This is a genomic window from Amycolatopsis sp. cmx-4-54, assembly GCF_046548895.1.
In the GTDB taxonomy this organism is placed as follows: Bacteria; Actinomycetota; Actinomycetes; order Mycobacteriales; family Pseudonocardiaceae; genus Amycolatopsis.
In genome coordinates this window covers 617767-629433 of sequence record NZ_JAEBEJ010000005.1, presented here as the reverse complement: position 1 = coordinate 629433, position 11667 = coordinate 617767, and the positions used below count along the sequence as shown (strand labels likewise).

Below are 11667 nucleotides of genomic sequence, written 5' to 3'. Positions count from 1 at the left end.
GGGTCAGAACCTCGGCAGCTTCGACGGCCTGGGCGGGCCGGGTGGTGGCGGCGTTTCGACCGGCCACTCGGGAGACCATGGCGGCGCCTGCGCGATGACCTCCACCAGGTCCTGGACCATCAGCGCCAGCTCACGATCGAAGTCGAGGTACTCCGGGGTGTTCTGGTACTGCGGATGTGGCTTGTTCCAGTCCCGGAAACTGTGCATACGACGTTCGTGGGCGTAGCTGGGGTAGTACTCCGAGTCACTGAAGATCACCGGGTAGATCAACCGGCCGGGTTTCGCCGAGCCGCCGGCGACGATTTCCTCTCGCTTCGCCATGGTGTGCCATTCGGCCAGACACCACTCGTCGTGAAAGTACTTCGGGGAACAGACCGGGATCAGGATCCGGGCGCGCTGTAACGCGTCACGAACCTCCTGAGGCCACTTTCCGCCGACCGGAACACCGTCCTCCAGAAATATCTTGACGTCATAGTCGACATTGTCGTCCAGAAGTCGCCGCAACCGAGGATGGAAGTGATTCCGCACCCAGTCCGGGGCGTCGCCTCCACCTCGGCGATAGCTGATGAACACGTCGTACTCGTACACGAGCGCCATCGCCCCTTCGCACCCCGATCCGTTTGACAGCACCGATCGTAGGGGTCCACGACACCTTCGAAAAAGGTACAAAAACACGACAAAAACTGGACACGGAAGCGTGCGCGAGCCCGAAAACGACAGAAAGATGACAAGCGAGCGACAATGGGTGCACCGCGGTCTGGGGATCGTCGAGAATGCGACCACCCGGCGGGCCGGGTTCCCTTCGTCCGACAGGAGTTTCGATGGCCGTCAACGAGCCGCCGCACGTGTTCGTCACTTACGCACACGATTCACCGGAGCACAAGGAACGGGTCCGCCTCTTCGCGGAATTCCTGCACGGCCGGATCGGCCTCGAAGTACATCTCGATCAATGGGACGACGCCGAACGCCGCGACTGGTCATTGTGGGCGTTGGACCACCTCGACACGGCGGATTTCGTGGTCGTCATCGCTTCGCCGGACTACAAACGCCGCGCCGAGGGAAGGGCGGCGTTCGACGAAGGCCGCGGGTCCCAGTTCGAGGCGGCGCGGATCCGCGACCGGATGACCAGGAACCTCGGCGGCGAGATCAAGCGGATCCTCCCGGTCGTGTTCTCCGGGCAGTCGGTCGACGACATCCCGAACTTCCTCAACCCGCACTCGACCACGAGATACCCGGTCGAGGTGTTCACGGAGGAGGGCGTCGAGGATCTGCTGACCGCGATCACCGGCAGGGCCCGGCACCAGCGGCCCGAGCGCGGCCGATGGCGTGGTGGCGCGCTGTGCGGGGCCGGACCCGGCCGGACGTCGCTGGCGACCGGCCTGGAATGGCGCGCGTGCAGCAGCGGCGTCCGCACGGAAGGCGCGCGGATCGGCGACGTGCACTATTCGGACAGCATCGTCCTGCGCGCGGCCGAGCGGCTCGCCTTCGTCGAAGTGGGTCTCGGAATGACCTACCGAAGGCTGACCGCCGTGGCCGGTGTCCTCGACGACGCGGCCGAACCCTTCCAGGTCGGGCACTTCCGCGTACTCCTCGACGGGAGACCGTCACCCGAAGTCAAGGTGGCACTGGGGAAACCGGCGGAGATCGACCTCGACGTCACCGGCGTCCTGACGCTCCGGCTGGAGTTCCACCGTCCGGGTACGACGGAGAGCAGGTGGCTCCCGGAACTGGCGTGGGGCGACCCCGCCGTGGAGTAGCCGGCGAGGGCGGCTTCCCACGACGTTGCGAAAGCCACTTTCGCAACCTTCAACGTTGCGAAAGTGGCTTTCGCAACACGCGCGTCGCGGCCGGCCCGCCCCCTCAAGAGAAGTCCTCCTCCTTCACCAGTTCGCGGAGCTTCACCAACGCCCGGTGCTGTTTGACCCGCACGTTCCCCGGCGTCAGCCCGAGCGCCGCGGCGGTCTCGGTGGCGGTCAGCCCGACGACGATCCGCAGGGTGAGCACCTCTCGCTGCAGCTTCGGGAGCCCGGCGACGAGCCTCCCCAGCCGCGCGCCGAGGTCGACGGAGAGCAGGTGACACTCCGGCTCGTTGCGGACCGATCCGGCCTCCGGCAGTTCGGGCACGGGGTCGGATCGGTCGCGGGACACCACCCGGAAGGCGTCGGCCACCTTGTTGGCCGCGATCGCCCACACGAGATAGAGGAACGAGCCGCCTCGATCTTCGTATGCCGGCAGCATGGTGAAGACCGCGAGGCAGACTTCCTGCGCGACGTCGTCGGCCGACAGGTAGGAGAGGTCGCGGCCGCCCATCCGCGCGCGGCAATAGCGCACCAGCATCGGCTTCACGACAGCCAGCAGCGCGTCCACCGCGTCCTGGTCGCCGGCCTTCGCCGCCGCGACGAGCGGTTCGAGCGCCTCTTTGGTCAGACGGCCCGACGGGCGCGGCAGGGTTCCCAGCGCGCGGTAGCCCCGGAGTTCGCCGTCGATCGGACAGGTGTCGAGGGTCGGCATCGGTTCAGCCCATCACTTTCGCGGTGGAGTCGAGCCGGCGGACCTGCGCGAGAAAGGCGTTCATCCGCCACCGCAGGCTGTACGCCTTCGCCGTGTCACCGAAGAGCTTCTTCTTGTGGAGGATCGCGGCCAGCTCACCGACCGTGCGCCCGCCCGCCTCGGAGATCTCGAGGGAGATCCCCTGCCGGACCCCGCCGGACTCCGCGGATCGGGCGATCATCGGATTGCCGTCGTCCGCCACGGACCAGCCCCGCCCCGCGATCTTCTTCTTGAAGACCTGGCGCAACCGCTGCCCGCTCAGTGCCGTTTCCACGCGCCGCGGCCGGAACCCGTGTCTCTTGTAGGCGAGGTAACCCAGGTACAGAACGGCGATCACGAGGACGATCAGGGCACCGGCCGTGCCGTTCCCCTCGGTGGTGGTGTCAGTGGCGATTCCCATGCTCTCTCCCGGGCGTTCACGGTCCGAATGCCCGATAATCGGGAAGCGCGGCTGCGGTGTTGCGGAACGGGGTTTCTTGTCCTCGTTTTGTCCGTTGCCCCGATACGGAAAGCGGGCAGATCAAGGACAGTTTTCCCGGCCGCGTGTTCAGCGGTAGCGAAACCGTTCCCTGGATCGATCCCTGCGCTGGCGAACCGGTACGAGCTCTGGGAGCGAGCGCTGATGATGGATCGTTTCGATGTCCTGTTGTGTTTCACCGCGGCGGATCCTGACGGCGTCGCGCGGATGGGCGAGGTCGAAGCGGCGCTTCGCGACGCCGGGCTCCGCGTTCTCCGTGACACGGTCGTCGGCGTGGTCACCCGCGAACTCGCCGACGCGCTCGCGAATTCCCGTGTCGTGCTCGTTCATTACTCGCGGCCTGGCCGTGCGCACGTCCTCGATCCGGAGACCGGCGGCGAATACGAAGATCCACGGAATTCGGCGGCTCTCGTCGAACTCGTCCTGCGCAAGGTCACAGACACCCGAAGTGCGCCCGGCACCGGGAACCGGGTGATCGGCCGGTATCGGGAACTGTCGGCGATCCATCATGGCCTCCGTTTACGGCCGGTCCTGGTGGTGCGCGGGCTACCGGGCGTCGGCAAGACCGCGTTGGCCGAGCGGTACGCCGACCTCTTCCAGGACGCCTTCGACGGTGGCGTGCTGCGACTGGGCCCGTTCGGGCATCACGCGCCGGAGGAGGTCCTGTCCCAGTTCCACCTCGCGTTGGCCCGCGCGGCCGGGGATCGGCTGGGCGCCGAAATGGCGGGAATGGACTTCGACCGGCTGCGCGCCCACGTCGCCGAGCGGATCGGGGCCGCCGGTCGCCGCGTTCTCGTCCTCATCGACGACGTACCCGCAGGGCTCCCACCGGACGTCCTTGACCGGCTGCTGCTTCCCACGCCCGAAGTGTCCACGGTGCTCACCTGCCGGCCAGGGCGGTCTCCGTGGGACGTCGAGACGCTGGACCTCGCCGGGTTGTCGCCGGCCGAAGGTCTCAGGCTGTTCGCGGAACACCGCGCGCCGGCTGACGACGCCGAACGACAAGCGGTGCTTCGGCTCGTCGAGCACTGCGACGGGCATCCGCTCCCGGTGCGCGCCCACGCTATCCCGGGCGCCGTCTCCGGTCCGGACACCGCGCCGCCGGCGATCCGTGTCCTGCTCGCGGGCCGCGGGCCGGTCGCCGCCGGGATCGTCCGGTTGGCCGGACTACTGGCGCCGGTCCCCTTTCCGCTCGGCATCGCCCGTGATGTTCTCGGTGCCGGACACGGTTTTCCGGAAGCCGTCGACGAATTGCTGACGTGGGGCCTTGCGTCCCTTGTGGACGGTGGGCTGCGGTTGCAACCACTGGTGACAGAGGTCGCCGGTGCCGGGCTCGCTCCGGCGAACCTGCCGGAATCCGCGGCGGAATCCTTGCTGGAACTGCTTTCCGACGACCACGCCGGATACCGGGACCTCCTCCTCCAGCACGCCCGTTCCCTCGCCGAGCACACGACCGCGGCGTACCGGATCCGGCTGCTGCGCCCGTGCGCGGCCGCGCACGAGCGGCACCGGGATTTCGTCGCGGCCGGCGAGATCCACGCGATGATCTTGACCACCGCGGGAGCGGCGAGCACGGACTTCGCGGCGGCGGCGCGGGTGGAGATCGCCTGCGGGCTGTATCCGGAGGCTGTGCGGCATGCCCGGCGCGCGCTGCTGTCGGCGAACGACGACGACGAGCGGACTGCGGCCAGGCTGATCGCCGCGCAGGCATTCGACTGCCAGGGAGACTACGACGCCGGCGAGCGAATGTTCTGGCACAACTCCCCCGGCCAGGGCGAAACCCGGTTGCCGGCGGTCGTGGCGAGCGCACAGGCGATGCGCTTGCGCGGGCGCCCCAGTGAGGCCATCACGTCTCTCACCGCGATCCTGCCGGAACTCCATGCCTTGCCGGACGGGCCATCGCGCGAAGAGCTCCTGCCGTCGGCACTGCTGGAATACACGCGCGCCTTGCTGCTCGACGGCCGGACGCGGCAGGCACGCGAGGTCGCGGCGGAGGTGATCGCGGCCTTCCACGCCGTCGGCCGGACGCGGCACTTTCGATGCGCTGAGGCCGAATTGCTGTGGGCGGAGGCGACAGTCACCCTCGACCTGCGAGACCTTGACGCGGACCGCGCCGCACTCCGCGAGCTCGCGGACGGGTACGGACAACGCCATGGACCCGAAAGCGCGGTGGCCTTGACCGCCACGGCCATGGCCGATCGTGCGCTGCTGCCGGGAGAGCCGGAGCGGGCCTTGCGCGCGCTGAGCGAGACAGAGCGGACCGTGCTCCGCGTTTTCGGCGGTGATCACCGGCTGCGGTACCGGATCAGGCACGGTATGGCCCTGGCACACGGGCACCTGCGCGCATTCGGCCGTCAAGCCGAACTGCTCGAAGAGATCCTCCAGCCACAGATCCGGCTACTGGGCACGCGCCATCCGGAAACCCTGGAGAGCAGGCTCGACCTCGGTCTCGCGCTGGTCTTCAGCGGGCGAGACGGATGTTGCGGGGCAGGACGGCCGTGCCGTGAGTGACGGTTTCCCTTCAAGGTCAAGGCAAGATGCCGTGTTGTGGTCGGCCCACTGGTCACCGTGAGGGACACGGACGAACTCACGCACCGCTCGACGGCCTCCAGCGCACCCCGTACGCGAAACCCGGTGTCAGCTTCCGGAACTGGACGTGGATCTCGCCGGAGGCGTCCGGCGTCAACGTGAATCCGCGCGCCGCCTCGTCACTCGCGTCGTCCTGGAAGACGCGTTCGAGCTGCACGACCTCCACCGGGATCGGCAGGGCGAACCGGACGTGCAGATCGAACAGGTCGACCGGATGCCGGGGAACGCAGACGAAATGCGGGTGCCTGAATTCCGCGCGGAACCGCAAGGCGATTTCGTGCCTGCTCGACCGTTTGAGCGGTTTGGGCAGCCGTAACGCCAGCCCGACGCGATCGGTGGATTCCATCATCCGGCCGGTCAGCCGTCCACCGTGGAACACGTCCACACGGAGATCGTCGCTGCCGATGGCCTCACCCCGGTAGACGGAGTCGGTCAGGGTCAGCGCGAGATCCAGCTCGGAGATGTCGTCGGCGTCCGCGACGATCCGGCGGGATTCCAGGACCTCCGGAACCGGCTGGTCCAGCGCCACCGCCACGCGCAGTTCCTCCGTGTGCCACCTTCTGCTGGGCTCTGCCGCTTCGCACTCGCCGGATTCGCTTGTGGACGCCACGGCGACCTCGGCGAGCCGATCGATGCCTTCGTCGATCCGGCGGCGGGCCGTCCGCTCGTCGCGTTGCAGATGCCTGGCCAGCCAGCGCACCCGATCCTGATAGAAGGGGTGCGCCGCCTCCGGGTGCAGCCCGAGCGCGGCCAGCACGGAGGTGCACAGGTCCTCGGGCAGCGAACGCGCCCACCCGGACAGGCTCTCGCCCAGTGTCCGCCGGATCGCCGCGTTCCCGTCGCCTCGGGACGCACCGCAGACCGCGCGCAACGCGGGGCCGGCTCGTTCGGCGAGCTGAGGTGCCGCAATTCCCCTGCCCCGCCGAAGCAACTTCAATTCGACGGCCAGGTCCGCAGCGCTGACGGTCACCAGTCCTCCCCGAGTGGTTCGAGCACGGTCGTCAATAGTCGTCAGCCCGGCGGCCCGTGTCCAGCCGATCGCGGTCGTGCGGCGCCGATCGTTATTTTGGGTTTTCCTTTCCCGCTCATACGGGAAACAGGAAACTCCTTGTCGCTCACAGACCGGCGACGCATTCTTGGTGAGCCGCCCCAATTAGCGGCGAATAACACCCCAACCAGCGGTTTTCCCGCGTTGTCGAGTGCTGCCCGGACGCGCACACCGAAGGAGTCGGAATGAAGGTCATGTGCTCGTTTTCGCTGCTCTTACGGCTGGCTTTCTGGCTGTGGGTGGTCGCGCTCGTCATGGGGGTGGCGCTCGGCAGCGCAGGGGGAACCGCGCCCGCGAACCCGGTCTCACCCGCGGTCGCCACCCACGGAAAGGAGGTGGACTGACATGCAGACCCACGCCATCGACCTGATCCTGGCCCTGCTCGGCCTCGTGTCCGGCTGAGGACACGGGTGATCGACGACATGAGATGCCCACGCGTCCGGCGGCCGGATCCGCGGATCCGGCCGCCGGGCGAAGGCCGCTGCCGAAAGACCGTCCACACGGCCATACTGATCCTCCGACGAGGGTGGGGGCCGATGAACGAGAGAGCCACATTCGGAGCGGAGCTGAGACGCCGCCGCAAAACGGCAGGCCTTTCGCTCACCGAACTCGCCGCTCGCACCCACTACAGCAAGGGTTACCTCAGCAAAGTCGAGACCGGTCTTTCCGCGCCGAACGCGGCACTCGCCGCTTTGTGCGAAACCGAACTCGGCGCGGAGGGAGAACTGAAACCGCTGCTGCCCGGCGAACCCGCGCGGCGCAGGACCCGGCCGGACGTCCGCCCGTCCGGTCTGCCGCCGGCGACGTCCTCCTTCACCGGCCGGTCAGGCGAGTTGCGGGCGATCCGCACGGCGCTCGAAGCCGACGGGGGTGTCTGCGTCGTGTCCGGCATGGGCGGGGTCGGCAAGACGGAACTCGCGGTGCGGTGCGCCCACCGGCTGGAATCCGGATTCGCCGACGGCTGCCTGTTCATCGACCTGCGCGACGAATCCGGCGAGCCCGCCGCGGTGCACGACAGGTTGTTGCGCGTGCTGGGTGTTCCCGCGGATCGGGTCCCCGCCGACCCCGCCGATCGCGCGGCGCTGTACCGGTCCCGTCTTCGCGGCCGCAGTCTGTTGCTGGTGCTCGACAACGCGGCCAGCGCGGCCCAGGTGCGCCCGCTGCTGCCCGCCGAGCCGAAATGCCGTGTGCTGATCACCAGCAGGTCCAGGCTGAGCGCGCTCGACGACGCCGCGCACGTCTCGCTGGATATGCTGCCGCTCGACGCGGCGGTCGAGCTTTTCACCACGCTCACCGGTGTTCCCCCCGGAACCGCCGTCACCCGGGCGGTCCGGCGGTGCGCCCGTCTCCCCCTCGCCATCCGGATCGCCGCGGCGCGGCTTCGCGCGCATCCGGCGTGGGACGTCACGGAACTCGACCGGCGGCTGGCGGACGAAACGGCCCGCCTCGGCGAACTGGACGACGGTGAGCGTTCGCTCGCCGCCGCCTTCCGGTTGTCCGTCCATCAGCTCAGCGCCGCCGAGTCGAGACTTTTCGGGCTTCTCACCGTCCATCCCGGTACCGACGTCGACATCCATACCGCGAGCGCGCTGGGCTCACTTTCGTTCCGCGAGACCGATCGGCTGCTGGACCGTTTGCACGAAGCCCATCTGCTCACTCAACCGGAGGCCGGCCGCTACGGATTCCACGACCTGCTGCGGGCATTCGCGACCGAATTCGTACTCACCGACGCGGAGGACGGAATGAAGGCATTCAGCAGGCTGGCCGCTTTCGCGGTACGGGCCGCCGCTCAGGCCGACAAGGAACTCACGCCACACCGCTTCGTACCGGAAATCGACTTCGGCCCGGGACTTCCGGAACCGGCCAGGCTGGACGACGGCGAGATGGCGATGTCCTGGTTCCGCGCCGAATGGCCCGGTCTGGTCGCCCTCTGCCGGGCCGCGCGGGACCGCGGCGAGCACGAGCGCTGCTGGCAGCTCGCCTTCTTCCTGCGCGACTACTTCTTCGTGGCCAAACTCTGGGATCCCTGGCTGGAAACCCATCGATGGGCGCGCGCGTCCGCGGAGGCGATCGGGAACCTGTGGGCGCTCGCCACCACCACGGCCAACCTCGGGGTCGCGCATGTCGATCGCGGCGACCTGGACGAGGCTTCGGCGTGCTACGGCGAAGCGCTCGCGCTGTTCCGGCGGATCGGCGACGGGCACGGGGAAACCACCACGCTCGCGCACAGCGGCTGGACCGAGCACTACCGGGGCGACCACGAAGGCGCCTTGCGGGATCTCCGGCAGGCGCACGCGGCCTACGTCCGTGGCGGTAACCGCCGCAACGCCGCGATCACCGAACGCGGGATCGCGCTGGTGCTGACCGCGCTCGGGCAGGCCGCCGAAGCCGCCGCGCTCGCCACCGGGACGTTGGCCGTCTTCGACGAACTGGGCCTGGACCTCGACGCCGCGATGGCCCTCAACTGTGTGGGCTGGGCCCGGTTCAACGCGGAGCGCCACGACCTCGCCGCCTCGGCCTATCGTGCCGCCGCGGACCGGGCCGAGGCCTGCGGGAGCCGGTACGAGACCGCGCGCGCCTACGTCGGCCTCGGCAATGTCGCGGCCGCTGAGGGCTCCGCCGAACTGGCGGCCGAGCTGTGGAACCGGGCCGACGAGCTCCATCCCGACCTCGATCGGGTCATGGTCGGCGAAGCGCGGGCGCGACGGGCGTGACGACCGGCCGGGGCGTCGCTCACCCGGCGTCCCGGGCCACCAGGCTGCTACGGTTGACCCGTCGCGGTTCAGACACCAGCCGCCGGGTCCTTCTTCCGGGTCCGGCATGCCCATCGGGCAGCAGCCGGCCCCCTCAAACCGGCAAGGAGTCAACTTGACCGATTACCGCGCACCTACCTCTTATCCGGCGCGTTCGACGCGGAGGTTCGTGTCCCCGCTCGACATCTCGATCACCGCTTCCGCCGAAGACACGGTGGTCGCCGTAGCGGGTGAAATCGACCTCAGCGTCTCGGACGATCTGCGGCGGGCGCTGGACGAGGAGCTCCGCTTCAAGCCGTCGGCGCTGATCGCGGACCTGTCCGCGGTCAGCTTCTGCGATTCGTCCGGCTTCACCGTCCTCGTCCAGATCAGGGCGAAGGCCGACGAAGACGGCGTGCCGTTCATCCTGGTCACCCGGGAACGGGCCCTGCTGCGTCCGATGGCGCTGCTCGGCCTCGACGCCGTGTTCACCGTGCACCCGACCCTCGATTCGGCACGGGACATGCTCGTTCGCTGACCAGCTGTCATGATGGGCGGTTGTGACGAGTGACAAGGATCCGGGCTTCCGTATCGGCGGCCGTCCACTGACGGAACGCCTGACCGAAACCCTGCCGTCACTCGCGCGGACGGTCCTCACCGAGATCGTCTCCCGGATCCCGGAATACGGTCTGCTGCCCGCCGAGGAACTCAGCGGCGACATCACCCGGGTGATCGAGCAGAACCTGCGCTCGTTCATCGACACTCTGCGCACCGGGTCCACGCCGACGCGGGCGGAGCTCGACTTCCTCCGTGAGTCGGCGGCCCGGCGCGCGGAGGAGGGCATCCCGATCGACATCGTGCTCACCGCGTACCACATCGGCATCCAGGTGGTCTGGGCGTCGCTGACGCCCGACGCTCGCCCGGACGAGGTCGCCGACGTCCTGGCCGTCAACGCGCTGACCTTGCGTTACCTGGAGGTCGTCACACCCGCGGTCGGCGCCGGCTACCTCGACGAGCGGCAGACGATGTTCGACGACGAGCGATCGGCGCGGCACACGGTGCTTTCCGCGCTGCTCGACGGCGAACCCGCGGAGGTCATGGCGGGACAGGCCGGACTGCGGCTGCCGCCGTGCTACCTCGTGCTCGCGGCGTCGGTCGGGGCACATCCGGACGAGGAGGTCGACGGGGTCGACCCGCTGGTCGCCGGGCGGCGGAAGCTCCGGCGGCTGCGGGTCGAACTGGAGCGCCAGATCCGGGGCACCGTCTTGACCTCGCTCACCCCTGAAGGCGGCATCGCCCTGCTACCGCACGAAACCCCCGCCTGCGACCTGACGACTCGCGACTGGGCGTGGCTGGAACGCGTCCTCGCCGACGTCGCCCGGACGGCGGGCGCGGAAGTCATCGCCGGGGCGGCCGCCGCCGAACCGGCCGGAGTGCCCGCCGCGGCCGGGCTGGCGCAGGACGTGCTCGCGGTCGCCATCGGATCCGGACGGCCACCAGGGCTGTACCGGCTCGACGACGTCCTGCTCGAATACCAGCTCTCCCGTCCCGGCCCCGCCCTCGACCGGTTGGCCGCCAGGCTGGCGCCGCTCGACGGCAACGAGGAACTCCTGCAGACGCTGGAGACCTTCCTTCGCCGGGGAGGGCGCCGGCAGACCGCCGCGGCCCTGCACGTCCACCCCAACACGGTCGACTACCGTCTGCGCCGGGTCGCCGACCTCACCGGACTGGATCCCACCCGGCTCGAACACGTCGCACTGGTGAGCGCGGCGCTCGCCGCTCGTGCGACCCGGTTGTGACTCGTCACAGCGTGTGTAGTCTGCTGCTCTCGCAAAGGCCGAGCATCCGGCGGGCGGACCGGCATTCACCGGGGAAGACGAAGAGCCGGGTATGACTGTCCTCGGCCAGCAACTGCGCCCGTTCGAGCACCCGGATACCCGTCGCGCCGAAGAACTCGAGTTCGGACAGGTTGAGGATCAGCGTGGTGCCGCTGCCCTGAAGCCGCTGGGAGAGCATGTCCCACAGGCGCGGCGCGGTCCCGAGATCGACCTCGCCGTTCGCCTTGACGACGGCGGTCCCCTTGGTCGGCCTGCTCACGTGCAGCCGAAGACGTCCGCGGGTCCGGAAGCCGCTGAGAAGGCACGCTTCTCATCTAGCGCCCGGGGCGTCACCAGGGAAGTCATATGTGGAAGTACCCAGGCACTCGGTCCGGCGAAACCGGTCGCTTGAAGACCGCCTGAAGCGGGTACCACCACGACGTCGGAGGTGAT

11 protein-coding genes are annotated in these 11667 nt (G+C 69.0%); 6 read left to right on the top strand and 5 right to left on the bottom strand.

Annotated features, from left to right (window positions below):
* Positions 1-3 precede the first annotated feature (3 nt).
* A complete protein-coding gene (locus ACLJQ7_RS20180) occupies positions 4-597 on the bottom strand; it encodes a toll/interleukin-1 receptor domain-containing protein (RefSeq protein ID WP_410649724.1) in 594 nt (197 codons plus the stop codon).
* A gap of 224 nt (positions 598-821) precedes the next feature.
* On the opposite strand from ACLJQ7_RS20180, the gene ACLJQ7_RS20175 reads away from it, so the two are divergent.
* The gene (locus ACLJQ7_RS20175) at positions 822-1757 is read left to right on the top strand and encodes an SEFIR domain-containing protein (protein WP_410649723.1); all 936 of its coding nucleotides are present in this window, start codon (positions 822-824) and stop codon (positions 1755-1757) included.
* 103 nt (positions 1758-1860) lie between these two features.
* Here ACLJQ7_RS20175 and shbA read toward each other — a convergent pair whose 3' ends face one another.
* The gene (shbA, locus tag ACLJQ7_RS20170) at positions 1861-2511 is read right to left on the bottom strand and encodes an RNA polymerase sigma factor ShbA (RefSeq protein WP_410649722.1); all 651 of its coding nucleotides are present in this window, start codon (positions 2509-2511) and stop codon (positions 1861-1863) included.
* 4 nt (positions 2512-2515) lie between these two features.
* On the bottom strand, positions 2516-2950 hold the full coding sequence (locus ACLJQ7_RS20165; protein WP_410649721.1) for a hypothetical protein: 435 nt from the start codon (positions 2948-2950) through the stop codon (positions 2516-2518).
* 222 nt (positions 2951-3172) lie between these two features.
* Here ACLJQ7_RS20165 and ACLJQ7_RS20160 point away from each other — a divergent pair, with 222 nt between their 5' ends.
* The gene (locus tag ACLJQ7_RS20160) at positions 3173-5539 is read left to right on the top strand and encodes a hypothetical protein (RefSeq protein WP_410649720.1); all 2367 of its coding nucleotides are present in this window, start codon (positions 3173-3175) and stop codon (positions 5537-5539) included.
* A 76-nt stretch (positions 5540-5615) separates the two neighbouring features.
* Here the strand turns inward: ACLJQ7_RS20160 and ACLJQ7_RS20155 are convergent, their stop codons facing one another.
* Complete coding sequence (locus ACLJQ7_RS20155) at positions 5616-6587, bottom strand: hypothetical protein (protein WP_410649719.1); 972 nt, start codon at positions 6585-6587, stop codon at positions 5616-5618.
* Between the two features lie 263 nt (positions 6588-6850).
* Here ACLJQ7_RS20155 and ACLJQ7_RS20150 point away from each other — a divergent pair, with 263 nt between their 5' ends.
* The 4 genes from ACLJQ7_RS20150 (at position 6851) to ACLJQ7_RS20135 (ending at position 11196) form a co-directional block, all read left to right on the top strand.
* Entirely contained in the window at positions 6851-7009 is a 159-nt protein-coding gene (locus tag ACLJQ7_RS20150) for a hypothetical protein (protein ID WP_410649718.1), read from the top strand.
* Positions 7010-7201: 192 nt separating this feature from the next.
* On the top strand, positions 7202-9379 hold the full coding sequence (locus ACLJQ7_RS20145) for an ATP-binding protein (protein WP_410649717.1): 2178 nt from the start codon (positions 7202-7204) through the stop codon (positions 9377-9379).
* 154 nt (positions 9380-9533) lie between these two features.
* Positions 9534-9935: an STAS domain-containing protein gene (locus tag ACLJQ7_RS20140; RefSeq protein ID WP_410649716.1), complete on the top strand. Its 402-nt coding sequence runs from the start codon at positions 9534-9536 to the stop codon at positions 9933-9935.
* A gap of 22 nt (positions 9936-9957) precedes the next feature.
* A complete protein-coding gene (locus ACLJQ7_RS20135) occupies positions 9958-11196 on the top strand; it encodes a PucR family transcriptional regulator (protein ID WP_410649715.1) in 1239 nt (412 codons plus the stop codon).
* A 4-nt stretch (positions 11197-11200) separates the two neighbouring features.
* Here the strand turns inward: ACLJQ7_RS20135 and ACLJQ7_RS20130 are convergent, their stop codons facing one another.
* Positions 11201-11494, bottom strand: a complete 294-nt coding sequence (locus ACLJQ7_RS20130; protein ID WP_410649714.1) for an STAS domain-containing protein — start codon at positions 11492-11494, stop codon at positions 11201-11203.
* Positions 11495-11667 lie beyond the last annotated feature (173 nt).

Bases quoted from the DNA above. Each gene is read 5' to 3' on its own strand.
- ACLJQ7_RS20180 (WP_410649724.1), bottom strand. From the start codon at position 597: ATGGCGCTCGTGTACGAGTACGACGTGTTCATCAGCTATCGCCGAGGT.
- ACLJQ7_RS20160 (WP_410649720.1), top strand. From the start codon at position 3,173: ATGATGGATCGTTTCGATGTCCTGTTGTGTTTCACCGCGGCGGATCCT.
- ACLJQ7_RS20150 (WP_410649718.1), top strand. From the start codon at position 6,851: ATGAAGGTCATGTGCTCGTTTTCGCTGCTCTTACGGCTGGCTTTCTGG.
- ACLJQ7_RS20175 (WP_410649723.1), top strand. From the start codon at position 822: ATGGCCGTCAACGAGCCGCCGCACGTGTTCGTCACTTACGCACACGAT.
- shbA (WP_410649722.1), bottom strand. From the start codon at position 2,511: ATGCCGACCCTCGACACCTGTCCGATCGACGGCGAACTCCGGGGCTAC.
- ACLJQ7_RS20165 (WP_410649721.1), bottom strand. From the start codon at position 2,950: ATGGGAATCGCCACTGACACCACCACCGAGGGGAACGGCACGGCCGGT.
- ACLJQ7_RS20145 (WP_410649717.1), top strand. From the start codon at position 7,202: ATGAACGAGAGAGCCACATTCGGAGCGGAGCTGAGACGCCGCCGCAAA.